Genomic DNA, 17,734 nt, shown 5'->3' with positions numbered 1-17,734 from the left:
ACTTTTATGCTATCCTTATTTATTATTTATTATTTAAAAATTCAAACTATTTTTATCCCCCCACGGCCCACGCTCTCGACGTGGCGGAGCCAAGGATGAGAGAGGGTAGGATATGGGGGGAACATCTTAACTTTAAATTTGAAAAAAGGATATATTCTTTTTTATTTATTGTTTTTAACTACAACTCCTGTTATTGATCTCCTTCCATAGTCAACAACTTTTACATCTACAAACGTTCCAACTTCCAAATTTTTTTCAAGAATTCCAATCAATAAGGGATAACTTCCAAACTGTCTTCCAAAATATAACCCATCTTTTTCTTTAACTTCAACTAACACATCCCTTAAAATTACTCCTTTTGGAGCTACTCTTTTTAACATTCTATTATCTATCTCCTCTCTGACTTTCTCTTTGAACCATAAAAATAGTTTTTTTCTTTTTTCAGCTTTTTTTATATCCTTTATAGTAATTTCAGTTCCAAAAAAAGGAACCACTTGTCTTATATTGATTCTTCTTAACATAAAGCCCATATCGTAAATTTTTTTAAGATATTCAAAGTTTATTTGAAATGTCTCTTTTCTTTCTCCTTTTAATCCAAATAAAAGATTTATTCCTGGTAGTAAATATGGAAGTCCACTTTCTCCTCTATGTCCTCCAATTTTGTTGATGATTTCCACTGCTTTTAAAACATCCTCTGGTGTAGTTAATAGGTTGTTGACTTTAATAACTTTTTCATCAAAACTCTCTACCCCAAAGGCAGCAACATTGCCGGATGTGCAGTATTTGACCAATATCTTAGCAACCTCTTTGCTTTCTTCCTCATGTCTTGCAATAACTGCGGGATTAGCGTTATCTACATGCAAGACCTTTGGATCTGACACGTTTCTAATTCCTTTAAACAGTTTTTCAATTGCTTTAACATTTGGGGTAGGAACTTCTTCTTTTTCAGAATCCACTGCTTTATATGAAAAGATACATGGTTGCCTTCCTATTCTAAAATATTTAATTCCTTCATTCCACAAGGCATGGATTTCTTTTACAATATCTTCTTCATTTCTAAATTTTGGAGAGCCGAATCTTCTTGGTTCGGTGCAAAAACTACATCCCCCACTTAAAACTCTTGAACATCCTCTATATGTTTCTACTTCTACAATTATGTTCGGATATTTTGGATGTTGTTTTACTAACTTTGCTCCTCTAATTGCTATATCTTTTAACTCTTCATAACTACTTCTATATCTTTTAGTATCTATTTTTTCAATACTTTTTTCAGTCAAAAGATCGTTTAAAACTGCATCAATATCTCCCTCTATAACCACATCAAAAAATTTTTTATATTTGGTTTCATCTTCTATCCTCCCTCCAATCTGTGAAGATCCGTATTTTGTTGCAGCAGGCCCTCCCAATATTTTTATTCCGTCATATTTATATAGTATTGAGGCAAATTCTCTTAATGTTGCGGGCTCAGCATTTAAATACTTTCCGGGTGTATGAAATCCACATATACAAATCACTGCATCATATTTATTTAGATCGATCTTTCCTCTTATCTTTCTAAATTCATCTATTGTTATGTAGTTTGTCCTAACTTTATGGAGGGATAATATCCCATATGCATATCTTGGATAGGTTCCGAGATATGGTGGAACTCCAAGCCCTGCAGGTTCATCTGTGTATCCGTCGATTATTAATGCCTTTTCTATCATAAAGATCCCTGATGATGAATTTGATCTGCTGATCCTTTTTATTGTGATGAGCCGTATGAGCTCTGAGGGGATTTTATTTTTATATATTTTTTTATTTTATTTTTATCTTATATTGATTTTTTGATGCAACAACTTTAAATCTAAGTCCTAAAATTTTTTAATGTGTATTATTGTATTCTTCAAATAGGGAGAGGATATGTTTTGTCCAGTCCTCCCACAGGTGGTTAACATTAGAATTTAAATTGTTTGTTTGAATTAGTATGTAGTAGTTTCCGATCTTTCTATAATAACAATAGCTAATAGACATATTTGAATTTTTAGGTGTAAACTTGTAATATGTATAGGGCCCAAATAGATCATTTTCTTGGCACTTTTCAACATCGTTGTATAAATATGCTGAGGACATATCGATAGGAGTGGAGCTCACCACAAACGTGATATTTTTATATTTCTTTATTATTTTGTTATCTAACGTTATTTCATTATCGTATGATAAATTTAGGAACATACTATTGAGTTCTATTTTTTTTGAAAAGTCGTAAGTTATCTTGCTAATGTTGCTATTATTTATGTGATCTTTTGTTTTGGTCAAATTGGTTTTGTTGTGTGTCAAAAGCAGGGAATTGTTTGTTTTTTCTATTTGTGAGGTTATGTTTTTTGTGTTTGAAGGATGTTCGCATCCGCACAGTGATACAGTTAAAATAACTGCCAGTATAATGGTTAGTTTTTTCATTCTTATCACTCATTCCCTTTCTATTAATCACTTCACTTAGTTTTTAAAATCCTATATAAAATTATCACGTAAGATTATAATATCAAAAAAATTAAAAAAATTATAACTTCAATTTCAATTCCTTTTTTTTATTTTATATATTTTTTATTTTATTTTATACTAATTTTATTATTTTTTCTTTCTTTATCTCCTATTTTCTCCCTTAAAAATTCCAGGAGTTTGAGGTCTTTTTTAATAAGGTATTCAACTTGTGGTCTGTATTTAAATAATCCAGGAGTTTCCCAGTTAAATGTCTCTTCCTTCTTGTTTTTAACAACGATCTGAATTGAATTCAGGGTTGGAAAGAACTCAACTACCTCATTCCATTTATAAAAATCTTTTCCTATTTTTAATCCGTCATTATAAACTTCTAAATTTTTGGGTTTTAAGATGTGGTAGGAGAATATGGTTGCAACTATGAAATAACAAAATATTATTGCTAAAAAATATTCTTCATTTAGGTTAAATACTGCTTTAAGATAGATGATGGTAAAAAATCCATAAAGAAATGTTAAGATCGCTATAATTAATCCCACAGCTTTGCGTGTCTTGTATTCGAATAATTTACCGCTTTCCATAGTTCACCTTAATTGTTTTAGTTTTACCATATTTATAATTTATAATCTTGTTGTATTTAATATTTAAGTTTTTTAAGTTTGTTAGATCTACATAAACATATAAACTTGAATTTTTGCATACTTGGTTGTTTCTTTTGTTATTAAGATTTATTTATATTATTAAGTATTTTCCTAAGATGTTTCCTTTCATATCTATGATTATGCACTCAAATTTTATCCCCTGCCATCTCTCACTTAGACGTTCAACTACCCTCTTGGCTATGCAGTTAAAAACCTCTTCTAAAACCCCCTTCTCTTTTAAAATTTTGATAACTTCTTCTGTTGTATTTGAATATAGGATTTTTTTTATTATATCTTTATCATCTATAAATAAGGCAGAGTAAGCAGTTAATATCTCATTTCTACAATCAGCGATCTTTGAGTGAGTGTTATATATCCCCCCAGCCAATTTAATTATTTTTCCAGCATGTCCAAAGACCAAAATTTCTTTAACTCCTTTTTCTTTTGCTTTATCGAGCATAAATCCCCAGAAGTTTGAAACCTCAATGATCTCATCATCTTCAGCATTTAAAAGTTTTTTGGCATATTTTGTTCCAATATTCCCAGGAACGAAGATCAACTTTTTATAACCGTTGGCTAATGCAACATCTATTTGTGGGACTAAGGAGTTCATATATGCTTCATTTGACATTGGTCTGACGATTCCAGTGGTTCCCAATATAGATAACCCCCCAACAATACCAAGTTTTGGATTTAGGGTTTTTTTAGCCAACTCTTCTCCTTTTGGAATTGAAATAACGACTTCTGCAATTTCTCCATCTTCCAATAATTTTAAAAGATTGTTCTTTATCATTTCCTTAGGTTTTGGATTTATTGCTGGTTCTCCTTTTTTCACTTGTAAGCCATCCTTTGTAACGATTCCAACACCTTTTCCTCCCTTTATTATAACTTTTTTTTCTGAGGTATCTAATTTTTTTAGTTTAACATCAACAAATATTTCGATTCCGTTGGTTATATCGATATCCTCTCCAGCATCTTTGATAACAACTGCTCTGGCTTTATTTCCTATTTTTTCAATTTTCTCTATTGGAATGATTAATTTATCTCCTTTCAAATTTTCTATTTCAACATAACTTAATTTTTCTCCAAATTTTAAATAGTAGAGAGCGGAGTAAGCTCCGGCAGCAGCACAGGAGCCGGTTGTATATCCAAATTTTGACTTTTTTCTAAAATCATATATCATAATCTCCCAATTTTATGTTTATTTTCTTCTTCTCCTTCTAAATTTCATCTTTTTAGTTATTAGCGGGATCCTTTCTACTTCCAAATGATCTGATGTGGGGTATAGTTCTGAAATGTAGGCGGAAAAGGTTATTGGAAATTTCTGTTTTTTCATCTCTTCTATAATATCCTCTAATATGAAAGGGTTTAAAAATATCTGATTATCAAAAATATCAAATTCAATCCCATTTTCATCTAAAATCTCGGCCATGTTCTTTAATTCATCTTCATTTTCAAAGATCATTATTCCTCTCAACAGTAAGCCATCTTCGGTTATAACTTCGTAGGGTTTAGACACATTTTTAGCCCTATTTATCAGCCGATTTCTCATCTGTATAGCATCTTTTAGTATAGAGGGACAGTAATTAATAAATAAATCTCCTTTAAATTCCTTTATAACCTTTAAAGCCGTTTCTTCACTTTCAGCAATTGCATTACTTATATCGTCTTTCGGTAGAAAGCCCCTTTTCTCTAATTCATTGTAGTTTTCTTCTGAAAATTCAAGCTCATTTATGTTCATAAACTCAGCTACTCCATCTATCGCTTCAGCTAACTTTAAAATTTCATTCTCCATTTTGGGGATTGCAGGAATCTCAACTCCTACGTGTGGGATGTATTTTCTGCATAGGTTTAGTTTATCGCATAACTCTTTTACATATTGTTCATCATAGCCCTCATTAAATATTTTTGTAGGGTGTAATCTTATTTCATCCAAATCTGCCTCTTTTAATAGTTTTAGGTTTTCTTTGTTTATTGTTTCTGGCGTTGTGTATAGATGAGCATGAAAATCATCAAACTCTTTTTTTAATGCTTTTAAGAATTTTACTGTCCTATTTATTTTTAGTAGCGGGTTTCCGCCTGTTATTCCAACCCCTCTACTACTGCACAGTTTTGCTTCCTCTATTGCTTCTTCTACTGTGGTTATCAATCTCTCGTTCGCATATATAACATCTTTATTCTTCCTTTTTTTAGATAGGGGGCAGTAATAGCAGTTGTTATTGCAGATTCCTGTAATAAATAAGACCAATTTTTCTCCCTTAACACACTGTTTGCATCCTTCTGGAAGATTATCGAAGTTCTCTTCAAGATATTTCTCTATTTCTTCGATATTCATTTTTTCACCTTGGGTATTAATATTAACAATTAATCTGTAAATGAAATTAATTTAGAAACACTTTAACTAAAACTAAAATTATAAAAATTAAATTATATCAAATTTATACTTAAATTAAAGACATATTAGATAAAAATATGAATGTTTTAAAAATTGATAAAAACAAGAATCCAGGATAATTTTTTTGTCAATATTGCTATTTTTGATAGGGGATTATCAGCGTTGTTAGGTATGGTGTTATTTTTTATATTTTAAAAAAGCATATATATTATGTTGTCCTATAATATTTTTGGCGGATGATGAACGGAGTAGCTGCTGATCTGTGATGATTGATGGGCGAACTGACGCCACTTTTTATTTTGATTATTTAGTTTAGTTATCCTTATTTTTATAATTTTTTTAGTTTTCGTTGTATTATTACTTATTATTATTTTATTTAATTTTTAATTATTGTGTATTATTTGATATTGGACTAATTTTGTTGAAAGTGTCTCCTCTGAGTCCTCTTCTTAACGTTTCTAAACTAATAACATCATCAAAAGCGATATTTGCTAAGTTAACTGAGTTTCCAAATTTTAAAATAAAAAATACTTGCTGACTTTTTTGTGGGGCCTCAAATATAACTTTTTTAACATTAACTCTCCTCGCTAATTCTTCTAATTCACTTTCTTTAACTTTTCCTTCTCCATCATATAACCCAATACCTTTTCCACTTTCTCTTCCTTCAATTATCACGTAATCTGCTCCAGAATTTAAATCAAAATTTATTAAGTTTATTCTATCGCATATTGTTAATTTTTTATCTTTTTCAGGCATTTTTTTACCAACTTCTGTTAAGACAGTAAATCCAAAATCTTTCGCTTTTTCTATTGCTTTTTTTCTGTCTTCCAATGGAATATCTGAAGAACCATCAGAAATTTCCACTGCATCAAATTTCAAATTGTGGCATTCGTTTAAAAACTCCTCAAATTTATCTTTCGCATAGGCATATTCAAATAGTGTTCCTCCAGGATAAACTTTTATATCCCAATCTTTGTAATAATTAATTTTTTCTTTAACTACATCCCTATCTATAACTGCTGATGTTCCCCAGCCAAATTTAACAAAATCAATATAATCGCCACAGACCTTTAAATAATCCTCCACAAATTTTGGAGGTAGGCCTTTATCTAACACAACTGTTAATCCATCATGGTTGTTTTCTCTTAAAAATTCAAATGCTTTCAATTTTCACACCTCCATTTGTATTTCTTATAAGAAAAAAACTGCATTTTAATGTCTTATAGTATAAACATTTTGTAAAATTATAAAAATATGTGTGATATTGTTGTATATATTAATTACGATCTATTTCAAAAAAGAAAAATGGAAAAATAGATATATAAGGCAAGTAGAAAGAAAAGGTGTTTTGGGTGAAAGGTTATGAAGGGTAGTTTAGCAATATATAATGCATTAAAGGACTCTGGAATAGAATTTATCTGTTCTGTCCCATGTGCGAATCTAAAAAATCTATTAAATTTGATAGAGAATGATAATTCAACATTTACTCACATAAAAGCTACGAGAGAAGAGGAAGCATTTGGAATATGTGCAGGAGCTCACTTGGCTGGAAAAAAAACGGCCATATTGATGCAGAACTCAGGGATTGGAAATTCAATAAATGCTATTGCCTCATTATATAAGACGTTTCAAATTCCAACTTTATTGATAATAAGCCATAGAGGAGATCTTAAAGAAAAAATCCCTGCCCAGATACCTATGGGTAGGTGGATAGAGAAACTATTAGATGTATGTGAAATCCCAACATACAAACCAAAAACTCCAGAGGAGGGTTATAAACTCATAACTTATGCATCAGATTATATGGAAAGAATTTCTTATCCTGTTGCACTGCTTTTTGATGCCTTATACTGGGAATTCGATCAAGAAAAATAAATTGAATTTTATATAAAAATTTATAAACCTAACTTTTAAATTGGAAGCGTTTTTCTAATATCTTTTTCAATTTTATTGATCTCGTCAATATATGAGAGGGCAATTTTTATCATAACCTCTTTTATATTCTCAACTCCTAAATCTTCAAGACCGATGATCTCTACATGTTCAACTCCTTTTGATTTAACGTTTATTCCTAAGTGGATCTTTGAAGAGGTAATCCCTTTACATGCGATAGAAACGGAGAGTTTTTTGTTGTTGTAGTATAGATCATCTCCATCTCTTTTTAATTTTTTATTACACTCCCTCTCTATGATCTCTTTGGCAATACAGATCAGGAGTCGTTGCCGTAAGTAAGTAGTTTTTAGATCGATCATATCGAAATGTTCAACTATAAAATTTATGGAATCATCAGATCTTATTGGAGTTTTTATATGTTGTTCCCTTTTAACATCCTTTAGGTCTTTCATATGCTCCTGATCTACTTCAATTTTCCCTCTAAAAGCAACTATATTATCTTTTTGGACATTGAAGTTTTTAAATGCCCATAATGGCTCTATTTCTTTCCCAGTATATTTTAAAAAATCCTTAACGATTATCAAATCCATATATTCTTTTTCGATAATTTCAAATCTCATATTTCAATCACCAGATATTGTTAATTTTTAATCTGTTTTTGTTTTTAAAAATGTTTGGGAAGGTTAAAATATGTAGAAGTTTAAAATGAGTTATTAAGTATAAAAATTTGATGGTGGGAGTATGAGAATTGGTGTTTCAACCTTATTTTTTTGGGATTACCCGATGATTGAGATTTTTGACATACTTCGAGATATTGGGCTTAAATGTATTGAATTTTTTCCTGAAAATCCGGATTTTTGGGATAATAGATTCGATCTTGACTATATTGCTGATTTAAAAAAAGAATTTTTGAAGTTTGATGTTGCTTTACATAATCCTCATATCGAGTTAAATCCTTCATCTATAAACCCCTACATTAGAGAAGCGATTTTAAAAGAAACACTTTGGAGTATTGAATTAGCAAAATTTTATAGATGTGAGTTAATAACTATACACCCTGGAAGAAGACCAACAAGCAGAGCACCAACAGATGAGGAATTTGAAGCATTTTTTAAATATCTGGATAAAATATTAGAAACTGCAACAAATAAAAATATTACAATTTGTCTTGAAAACATGCCAGAGAGGATTAATAGAATCGGTTGGAATCCGAAAGAAGTGGAATGGATCTTAAAAAAATATGAGCCATTACTGAGTATGACCCTGGATTTTGCACATGCTAAACACTACATAGATGAGTTTTTTGAAAGAACTCTCGAATATATAAAACACACTCACATCTCTGGGGTTGTTAATAAAAAGGATCACTTTCCACTGAGAAAATCGGAAATTGATTTTTCCAAACACGTAAGAACTCTTATAGATAGTGGATATAGAGGAATGTTTAATTTGGAAATTGACGATAGAAGATTGGGAAAAAAAGAAATTACAAAAGAAGAGAAAATAGATGAACTAATAAAAGATGTAGAATTTTTGGAAAATATGATTTAATAATTCTTAAATGGATAAGAATAACAAATTTGAACAATTTATTCGATCTTAACTACATTTTTTAATTCTTCTGGAACATTACCCTTTGCTATTGCAGGAGTTATTGCTGGCTGACCGCAGTTTTCTAAAACCTCAGGATGCTCCAATATGAATTTAACGAATTCAATTGCCTCTTTTTTATGAGGGGCGTTAGTTGGAACTGTAATTCCATAAACAATCGGTTTTGCAACAATGGTTTTGTTTTGAGAGGTTATATCTACTGCCACTTTTTTATACGTGGATTCAAAGTTATAGTATCCAAGATTAATTTCTTTTGGAAGTTCAATATAATTTAGATGATGCTGATTAGCAACACTCTTATAGATAAAGAGGTAATCAAAAGCTCCTGCCTCTAATGGAGCGAGAAGATCTGTTTCTTTACTTCTTACAAAGAGTTTATTGGTATCTACGTTAAAGTCCTTTGGAACTATGATGATATATTTCCCATTTTCCTCCTTAACTTTTAGATTTGAGTATTTTAAAACCAAATTTTCATAGATTGTTGGATCTTTGTAATAGAGATCAGCTAACTTTAACACCATCTGGGTTCTATATCCACAAGGATCATCGTTAGGGTTTGAAAACCCTATTTTGACATCCGGCTTTTCTAATATTTTATACCAATTCTCAGAGTTTATTTCCTTACTGTATTTGCTGTTGTTTGTATATGCTAAAACGATTTCATTTCTCGCAAACATCACATACCAATCTGCATACTTTGGCATCATCATTTCTGGAATTAAAGAGTAGTCAGCCAAAGCTAAAACATCAGCTTTTCTACCCAACTCTATTACCTTCCTTACGCATGCGACACTTCCTGCTGGCTCCCTCTCAACATCCACATTTGGATGTTCTTTTTCAAACATCTCTTCATACTTCTCAAAAGGGACTGATAAACTTCCTGCATGAAAAACTGTTAAAACTATCTTTTCCTGCTCCTGAGATTCATTTTTTTGCTCGGTGCATCCACAGATGGCTATTCCAATGGCTAATATTGCAATTATGGGAGTTAGTTTTTTTATCATACTATCCCTCCTAAGCAATCAGATGAAATGTGTTATGATTTCATATTTAAATATTATGTTTACTGTTATTGGTTAACAAAACTTATAAAATATTAAAACTCCAAAAATAAAAATTAGGGCAATAAAAATGAAAAAATAAACCGATATAAAAAATAGTTAAAAAATAAAAGGTTGTGAAACCATGAAAAATGTTTTAATAAATGCAACAACGAAAAAATTCGAAATTATAGAAAAAACTTTTTTGCCCATAAGTTGGGGACTTTACTGGCACAATAAATTTGAAACGTGGAAATACGATCCTTACGATGAAAAAAACGTTTTTTGTTTTGGACGTGGAGTTCTTCCAGTTGTTGGGGGACATAGATTGATATTCTCATTTAGATCTCCACTTTGGGATGGATTTTACTTCTCATCCATGGGAGGAGCTGGCTATCAATTTAAAAGCACTGGGTTGAATAATGTAGCGATCATTGGAAGATGTGAAAAGCCATCAATAATGGTTATAGAAAATGAAAAAAATTTGAGAATTGATTTTATAGAAGTGAAGGAGGAACTTAAAACTGTATATGATGTTAGTGAATACATATTAAACCTTTTTAAAGATAAAAACCTAAGAAGCGTAGTTGTTGGAGAGGCGTCAAAAAGAACGAATATGGGAGGATTGTTTTCACAGACCGTTAGAGGAGGAAAGTTTGTAGAAGGATCGGAGGATTGGGCTGCGAGAGGAGGGGGAGGATCAGTTCTTTATAGGGCACATAACATAATGGGAATCGTATTTTTTGGAGATCAGAATGAGAGCAAAGAAGATAAAGACAAAGCAAAAGAAATCGTGGAAAACTATTATAAAAAACCAATGAGTAAAGTTATTTTAGAGCATACAAGTAAATACAGATATGATGAAAAAACAGGAACAGGAGGGACTTTTGGGAATAATTGGATTTTATATAAAGAAAAAGTTCCAATATTCAATTGGAGGATGCCATACATAAGTGTAGAGGATAGAAAGAAAATTTTGGAAAAAATATTAAAATTTTACCTTGAAACCTTTAACAAAGAAGCAATAGAACCAAAAAAATGGGCAAACTGTGGAGAGCCATGTCCTGTTTTATGTAAAAAATATAGAAATAAAAATAAAATGGATTATGAGCCATATTCGGCAAATGGAACTTTACTGGGTATTTTTGACCTTTATGAAGCAGATCGGGTTGTTAAAACAGCAGATGCACTCGGATTTGATGCGATCGAGATCGGAAATCTAACTGCATGGATCTTTGAACTGTTGGATTTACAACTGCTGAATGAAGAAGAACTTGGAATTCAAAAACCAATTTTTGATCATAAAAGAATTATAGAAGGGGAGAATGGGGAAATAAAAGAAATAGCGAAGCATAACGCCGATCAGGCAATAGCATTTATGCACAAATTGGCAGAAAACTCAAACGAACTGTATAAAATACTCTCACTTGGAAAGAGAAAAGCTTCAAAAATATTAAACGAGAAATTTAAAAATAGAACTACCAAGATTGGAAAGAAATTTAATGATGTGGCAGTTTATGTTCCATTTGGGGACTGGGGAGAAATTGCTCCAAACCTTTACTGGACTCCCGGATTTTTTATGCCATTTGTAATTCAGGGAAGATATTTAACCTACTACAAGCCAGAATTTAACGATCCTGAAAAATTAGCGGATTTAGTTGTTGATAGTATAAAATTAGAACTCACGGTAGAAAATCTTGGAATTTGTAGATTCCATAGAAAGTGGTTAAAGCCAGTTTTAAAGGATTTAGTTAGAGAACTTTTAGGAATTGAAGATATTGTTGAGGAAACCGTGAAGTTATATGGAGAGATCTGCAATTATAACAAAAAAATTGGATATCCTGCAAGAATAGAAAGTGAAAGAGTTAGAGATTTGATAATCGCTCTTGCAAAAGAATTTAATAACGAATATTGGACTAAAAAGTTTGAAAATAGGGAATGTGTAGATGAATATGTAAAAAGAGTTCTTGAAAGATATTCAGATCTCTTAAATATTGACTGGAAACTTTAAGCAATTTTTTATTCTCTTGCAGGTCCTGCATCTTCAAAACCCTGCCTTAGACCTTTACCTGCCATTTTAGTAAGATATTCTGGTTTAAATAATAAATAATATACATTTTCTGCATGTTCTTCAGCTCTTCTTTTCGCTAACCAATCCAACTCCTTCTCATCTTTTGCCTCATCTTCATGAACAAAAACTTCGATAATATGTTTATTAGTCATTAATTGAGCCCACATTAATCCAAGAGATGCCTCATGGGCACAGACCTTATCCTTTTCTGCTTTTCCGGGCATTCCTAATGCCATTACAATCTCACAACCCTCCTCCTCTATTAACTTCTTACACGCCACAGGAAGATCCTTCATCCCTGGAACTGTTTTTCTAATAATTTTTATGTGGGGAGAGAGTTCTTTCAACTTTTTTATTGCAGCAGAAGCCATATCCACTCTTGCAAATGTTGTATCTGCAATACCTACTTTTTTTGTCAAATTTTCACCCATTTATTTCTCTTTTGCATATACTTTGACTTTTATATGTCCATCTATAAGGTAATTAAAGTTTATTTTTTTATCCCATTTTGACTTTTGGAATATGCTCATAAAACAAATACCAATAACACACTTCGGAGATAATAGATTAAGCACGTTTTTGATTTTTTCAACATCAACACCATATCTCGGCATCGCTAAACCCCCAAACAACACAACCGCATCAGTGTTTTGAATCTCTTCGATTTTTTTCATTGATACTCCGCTATCGTCAACTATAAGTTTTTTAACTTTTGATAAATCCCCGTTTGGAATAAAATATCCGTCTTTATCTCTTATAGCATAATAAAACAATTCAGCAAAGGGTTGACAAACCCCAACAGATCCAATAAATACAACACTATTTATGCTCTCTTTATCAACTATACTTCTAAATTCTCTGAGCATTGGAGATAATCCTTCTTCCTCTTTCAGCAATTTTAATGACAAAGTTATCCCTCCCTATTTAATTTTATTTTAAATTTATTTTATTCAGAATTTCGATTTTATAAGTATTTTCATAAATTTTGTTGTTGGCACATTATACAGAGTTTTTAGAAATTTGGATATTCCTAATATGTTAAAATTTTTTACGGACTTTTTATAGGTATCTAATTCGGAAAAGTTTTTTATGATATGATTTTTGTATTTAATAATTGCTTCATCGACATCATATTTTTTTAATAGTTTTGAAAGTATATAGGCAGAGTATACTGCGTAGACATTCCCCTGTCCCACTGGAGATGTTAAACCAATACTTTCTCCTATCCCTACTAAGCATCTTTTTTCATAAACTCCTCCAATGAAGCTTTCAGATATTAGATTGCCATTTATTTTGGATGTGCAGCTGCATACTCGATTACATTTTCCACCAAAAAAATTTTTTGAATACTTTGCTAAATAATTCCAAAGTTCATAATCGTTTTTATAGTATGCACATCCAACGTGATATAGATTATCTCCGATTGGATTTACCCAAGTATATCCAATCATGGGTTTTCCTTTCTGAATTTTTATTTCATCGATAAAAAATTTATCCACTCCGTCTTTATCATTGCAAGATATTAAAAACTGGCAAGTTCTTATGTCATTTTTGTGTTTCTGGGATTCATTAGACATTTGAAGAACTTTTGCACATCCAGATGCATCAACTATTAGATCATAAAATTTTGTTTCGGCATCAGTAGTGAATTCTTTAACAACAGCTCCACTATCAATAACCTTCGTCATGAATCTCTTTAAAACTGGGTTGAATTCCCTATTTATGATTGTAGTTCTTGGTGTTAAATCTTCGATCAATTTTAATTTATTGAGCACGAACACCTTCTTTGATATTGAGTAGTCGTCGCCATCAACATTGACTTTTTTTATTTCATTAACTATGTAGTCCTTAATGTCCAGATTGGCTATTTTTAACACTTTTTTCACAATTAAAAAGTCCTTTTTATCTGAAAATATAAAATTTACACTTTTACACCCCCGTGCTAATGATGGATCATATATATCGATATTGAAGCCATTACTTGACATTAGGTTATAGAATATCGATCCTGACAAACCTGCTCCAATTATTCCAACACGCATAATGGATCACCTTTAATCTGCACAAAAAATTTTGAATATTTTTAACCCTTAATAAAAAAATAACGATAAAAAATAATCTAATATTATCAAATAATAGGTATATATGAAAAGAGAAATTATATATATCTTTCTAATAATTAATTTGCATAAATTAATATTACCTCTTAATAAAAAATAAAAATAGAGAGGTTATTAGCTCCAATCTTTGTAGTTATCCGTTAATATTTGCTCCAATATATGAATCTACCTTATATATGTCTCCATTGTTTATAATATTTCCACCGAGTATTTTTGAATTATACAGAATTAAATCTCCATTATTTACTAAGTTTATATTAGTTATTGTAGAGTTGTAGATTATAACATCCCCCTTATTCAATTGAATATTCAAGTTAGAAATATTTGAGTTGTCTATCATCAATGTACCAATAATTTTATTAATTGTTATATCATTTATTTTTGCATAATTTAGTTTAAGCTCTCCACCACCATTTATAACATCTACTTTTATAGTATCAATATTTTTATTATCTAAATTTACATTAACATTTCCAGTTATTCTCCCCAAATTAGGAGTTAGAGAATTAAAACCTTTGTTTGTTATAAAGTAAATATGCTTTATTTCAGGGACATCGTTAAAATTAATATCTGAATCTCCATTTAATCTTAAATATAGGTTATTTATGCTTTTAATATCCCCAATTATTAGATTTCCATTTCCATTAACCTTTATTTTTCCATTGTTAATTACTCCATTTAGGTTGTATCTATAATCATGGTTTCCTTTAACAGATATATCGATATTTGGTCCAATAGTTGTAGCATTTGAGAGTGGTTCTTTATAGAATTCTAAATCCCCATTTCCCATAACTTTAATAAATAAACCTTCTACATCTGCTGGCTGGAAAATTGTATTATTGTTATTATTATTCTTACCATTACAATTATTACATCCCTTTTCTTTCTCTATTGATATTACAACGCTTGCTGAGTTATCATTTGGATTTGAGTCGTTGGTTGCAATAACCTTTACAGTAATTGTGTGGTTAAATACTCTCTCGCAACAGCATCCTCCATATCGGTTTTGCTGACTTTCTCCTTTATTTTGATGTTTGCAACCTTTTGATGTTGATATTTCATATGGAACAGTTATTGTTAGGGTCTCATTAACATTAAGGTTTTGGAAAGTGTTGTTATATATTTGAATGTCATTATCATACATTATCACTTGGAATGAATTACAGTTTGCTGTTCCGTTATTTCCAATAACTGCCACTATATCCACATTTGTTCCATTTTTACATTTTCCGCATCTGTGTTGGAATTGGTTTCGTAAGTTTGTATCTTCTCCCTTATTTTGAACTCGTTCTCTGAAGCAGTGGCAGGCGATCACGCTACCGTTCTCTACCACAGATAAGTTTTCTATGAATAAGTTTGGTTTTTTAATGGTTTCGTTTGTTGTTAGGTTTTCATTTGTATTATTATCTGTGCTTATATTCTTACTTGTATCATTAGATACTGTATTGTTAGTTATGCTATTATTTATTTCAGTTGTTATGTTTTCAGTTTCGTTTGTTGTTAGGTTTGAACTGTTATTTTCATTGTATCCCGAACTGTTTACAGTAGTTGTTGAGCTAAAATTCACACCTTTTCCGATAAATAAACCTAATGATTCTTTTTTAATCTTTGATGCGCTATCTCCAAGATAAGCCGGATTTTGATCAGCTAAATTTACAGCTACGAAAGTTCCTGCTACAATAACTCCAAAAAGTAGTAATACGAACTCTAAAGAAAGTTGACCTCTTTTTTTAAGGATGGGCATAACCTATCACCCCCTTTGTTAAACATTACCCATATTGTTATATATATCCTAACCAATATATATACCTTTTTCCACGAAATCCGAGATAATTTATAAAAAGTGGAATTATTCAATCTTTTTAGTATAGTGTGAAATATATTTTCCGTCAATCCAACTATTCGAAATAGTTAAATATATGGTATTTCTTCCCCTGTAATCTTCATTCAGGTTTGATATATTACTCCCCTCAATGTTTACGTATATAGTTCCAGAAGTTCTTCTTATATTGTTTAAATCTAAACTATTTATTGTTGTGTTAACTATATCAACCTCTGCATCTGTCTTATTTCCTCCACCATATATCTCAAAATCTACACTAACTCCTCCAGCAATTTTTACATCTTTTAATAGTATAATTTGAGGAATAGGAGCTCCTTTTATAATAAAGTCAATATATAGATCGCTTGGAACCTCCTTTACGTTATAAATATTCAATATATGATTTCCCTGAGCCCAAAATTCAATGTTTGAATAAGTGAGCGTTCCATTTATTGGGTAGAGTATATATTCCTCATTAGGACTTCCTTTTGGTCTTATTACAACAGTTCTTCTTCCACTAATTATTACGTTTAGATTTGGAGTATATCCAATTCCGTCATAGGTGATATATTTTGCTGATGGCTGTTCTTTGCCAACAAAAATTATTTTTGCATAACCTTCGGTTTCGTTGGATGTTGATGATTCATTTGTATTTTCACTGCTACTGTTTGTTATTGAGGAGGGCGGAGATGTGGTTTTGTTAGTTCCATTTATTGATCCGAATAAATTGTAAGTTATTTGTTTTGTATGTTGTGTGGTATCTCCAAGATCTTGCTGTTTATTGGAAACATCTATTAAATAATAGGAAATTACTATTCCCGAAATGATTATTCCAAAGATCAGTAATATTAATTCCAAAGACAACTGGGCTTTTTTCATATTTCCACCAATATATATGCACGATTTTATGGTTTAAAGATTTTTAAACTATACAAAATAATTATATGTCTTAACACTCATAAATTATATACTATCCACAAATCACAAAGAAATAGCACATATGTCTTAAAGGTTAGAATATAAAAATCTCCAATAATTTTTAACTAAGAATTAAAATTAAGTAAAATTGTATATTACACTATATTTATATTAAGTGCATTGATGTATAGAATATAAATATATAAAAATATATATAAAATGAGAGATAAAAGTTTATAGAGATAATTAAATTGCTAAATGAGGAAATAACTAATCAACGGTGTGCAGAAATGTATCTCATCAAAAGAAAAAAAGGACAGATCTCTGTTGATTTTATACTGGCTTTCATGTTCTTGATGATTGTTTCTTTATTCCTATATGAAAGTGAGTTAACATTTACAAACGACTCAACCAATGCAATAATTGCAAATAAACTCTACGCTGTTGTAGATACTTTTGAAAACTATGCAATGCTATCCTATTCAGAGAATGAAACTCTCTTGCTAACTTTAAAGCCCGTTGGAGACATATCTTATACTATAAGGGCTTCCACTAAATTGATAAATGTTTCCCGAGAGACGTATGTGATCTTCTACCCAGAGAAGGATGGAGTTAGAATAGAAGGAAGGGATGTTGTAAACACAAGTGTTGATGTAGGTAATAAAGTTCAGTTGATTGCAAATGTTGGTAAAAATAACATTACATTATCGAAAAACACACTGGTAAATATAAAATAAATAATAAATCA

The 17,734-nt window shown here is 30.7% G+C and carries 17 protein-coding genes; 4 read left to right on the top strand and 13 right to left on the bottom strand.

What is annotated here, in order from left to right:
• Positions 1-161: 161 nt before the first annotated feature.
• The 6 genes from METVU_RS07510 to comA form a co-directional block, all read right to left on the bottom strand.
• Positions 162-1,706 carry a radical SAM protein gene (locus METVU_RS07510; RefSeq protein WP_015733599.1) on the bottom strand — a complete coding sequence of 515 codons (1,545 nt, stop codon included), beginning with the start codon at positions 1,704-1,706 and terminating at the stop codon, positions 162-164.
• A gap of 157 nt (positions 1,707-1,863) precedes the next feature.
• Positions 1,864-2,439, bottom strand: a complete 576-nt coding sequence (locus tag METVU_RS07505) for a YajG family lipoprotein (RefSeq protein ID WP_015733598.1) — start codon at positions 2,437-2,439, stop codon at positions 1,864-1,866.
• Between the two features lie 149 nt (positions 2,440-2,588).
• The gene (locus METVU_RS07500) at positions 2,589-3,056 is read right to left on the bottom strand and encodes a hypothetical protein (RefSeq protein WP_015733597.1); all 468 of its coding nucleotides are present in this window, start codon (positions 3,054-3,056) and stop codon (positions 2,589-2,591) included.
• Positions 3,057-3,207: 151 nt separating this feature from the next.
• On the bottom strand, positions 3,208-4,299 hold the full coding sequence (cbiD, locus tag METVU_RS07495; RefSeq protein ID WP_015733596.1) for a cobalt-precorrin-5B (C(1))-methyltransferase CbiD: 1,092 nt from the start codon (positions 4,297-4,299) through the stop codon (positions 3,208-3,210).
• A gap of 18 nt (positions 4,300-4,317) precedes the next feature.
• Positions 4,318-5,451 carry a radical SAM protein gene (locus METVU_RS07490; RefSeq protein ID WP_015733595.1) on the bottom strand — a complete coding sequence of 378 codons (1,134 nt, stop codon included), beginning with the start codon at positions 5,449-5,451 and terminating at the stop codon, positions 4,318-4,320.
• Between the two features lie 447 nt (positions 5,452-5,898).
• Entirely contained in the window at positions 5,899-6,678 is a 780-nt protein-coding gene (gene comA, locus METVU_RS07485; RefSeq protein ID WP_015733594.1) for a phosphosulfolactate synthase, read from the bottom strand.
• Between the two features lie 195 nt (positions 6,679-6,873).
• Here comA and comD point away from each other — a divergent pair, with 195 nt between their 5' ends.
• Positions 6,874-7,386, top strand: a complete 513-nt coding sequence (gene comD, locus METVU_RS07480; RefSeq protein WP_015733593.1) for a sulfopyruvate decarboxylase subunit alpha — start codon at positions 6,874-6,876, stop codon at positions 7,384-7,386.
• A gap of 35 nt (positions 7,387-7,421) precedes the next feature.
• Here the strand turns inward: comD and METVU_RS07475 are convergent, their stop codons facing one another.
• Positions 7,422-8,024 carry a DUF366 family protein gene (locus METVU_RS07475; protein WP_015733592.1) on the bottom strand — a complete coding sequence of 201 codons (603 nt, stop codon included), beginning with the start codon at positions 8,022-8,024 and terminating at the stop codon, positions 7,422-7,424.
• Positions 8,025-8,145: 121 nt separating this feature from the next.
• Here METVU_RS07475 and METVU_RS07470 point away from each other — a divergent pair, with 121 nt between their 5' ends.
• Positions 8,146-8,955 (top strand): sugar phosphate isomerase/epimerase family protein, encoded by an 810-nt coding sequence (locus METVU_RS07470; RefSeq protein ID WP_015733591.1) that lies wholly within the window; start codon positions 8,146-8,148, stop codon positions 8,953-8,955.
• 38 nt (positions 8,956-8,993) lie between these two features.
• Here METVU_RS07470 and wtpA read toward each other — a convergent pair whose 3' ends face one another.
• Entirely contained in the window at positions 8,994-10,019 is a 1,026-nt protein-coding gene (gene wtpA, locus METVU_RS07465) for a tungstate ABC transporter substrate-binding protein WtpA (protein WP_015733590.1), read from the bottom strand.
• 181 nt (positions 10,020-10,200) lie between these two features.
• On the opposite strand from wtpA, the gene METVU_RS07460 reads away from it, so the two are divergent.
• On the top strand, positions 10,201-12,066 hold the full coding sequence (locus METVU_RS07460) for an aldehyde ferredoxin oxidoreductase N-terminal domain-containing protein (RefSeq protein ID WP_015733589.1): 1,866 nt from the start codon (positions 10,201-10,203) through the stop codon (positions 12,064-12,066).
• Between the two features lie 8 nt (positions 12,067-12,074).
• Here the strand turns inward: METVU_RS07460 and ribC are convergent, their stop codons facing one another.
• The 5 genes from ribC to METVU_RS07435 form a co-directional block, all read right to left on the bottom strand.
• Positions 12,075-12,545 carry a riboflavin synthase gene (ribC, locus tag METVU_RS07455; RefSeq protein WP_048197109.1) on the bottom strand — a complete coding sequence of 157 codons (471 nt, stop codon included), beginning with the start codon at positions 12,543-12,545 and terminating at the stop codon, positions 12,075-12,077.
• Positions 12,546-12,557: 12 nt separating this feature from the next.
• Complete coding sequence (locus METVU_RS07450) at positions 12,558-13,034, bottom strand: DUF2124 family protein (RefSeq protein WP_015733587.1); 477 nt, start codon at positions 13,032-13,034, stop codon at positions 12,558-12,560.
• A 42-nt stretch (positions 13,035-13,076) separates the two neighbouring features.
• Positions 13,077-14,168, bottom strand: a complete 1,092-nt coding sequence (locus METVU_RS07445; RefSeq protein WP_015733586.1) for an NAD(P)/FAD-dependent oxidoreductase — start codon at positions 14,166-14,168, stop codon at positions 13,077-13,079.
• Between the two features lie 211 nt (positions 14,169-14,379).
• The gene (locus METVU_RS07440) at positions 14,380-15,990 is read right to left on the bottom strand and encodes a class III signal peptide-containing protein (protein ID WP_015733585.1); all 1,611 of its coding nucleotides are present in this window, start codon (positions 15,988-15,990) and stop codon (positions 14,380-14,382) included.
• A gap of 105 nt (positions 15,991-16,095) precedes the next feature.
• Entirely contained in the window at positions 16,096-16,947 is an 852-nt protein-coding gene (locus METVU_RS07435; protein ID WP_015733584.1) for a class III signal peptide-containing protein, read from the bottom strand.
• A gap of 329 nt (positions 16,948-17,276) precedes the next feature.
• Here METVU_RS07435 and METVU_RS07430 point away from each other — a divergent pair, with 329 nt between their 5' ends.
• Positions 17,277-17,723 (top strand): hypothetical protein, encoded by a 447-nt coding sequence (locus METVU_RS07430; RefSeq protein ID WP_015733583.1) that lies wholly within the window; start codon positions 17,277-17,279, stop codon positions 17,721-17,723.
• The last annotated feature ends 11 nt before the right edge of the window (positions 17,724-17,734 follow it).

This window comes from Methanocaldococcus vulcanius M7, assembly GCF_000024625.1.
GTDB classification, from domain to species: Archaea; AGJL01; Methanococci; order Methanococcales; family Methanocaldococcaceae; genus Methanocaldococcus; species Methanocaldococcus vulcanius.
The sequence above is the reverse complement of the archived record's forward strand: the minus strand, read 5'-3'. Positions and strand labels throughout refer to the sequence as shown.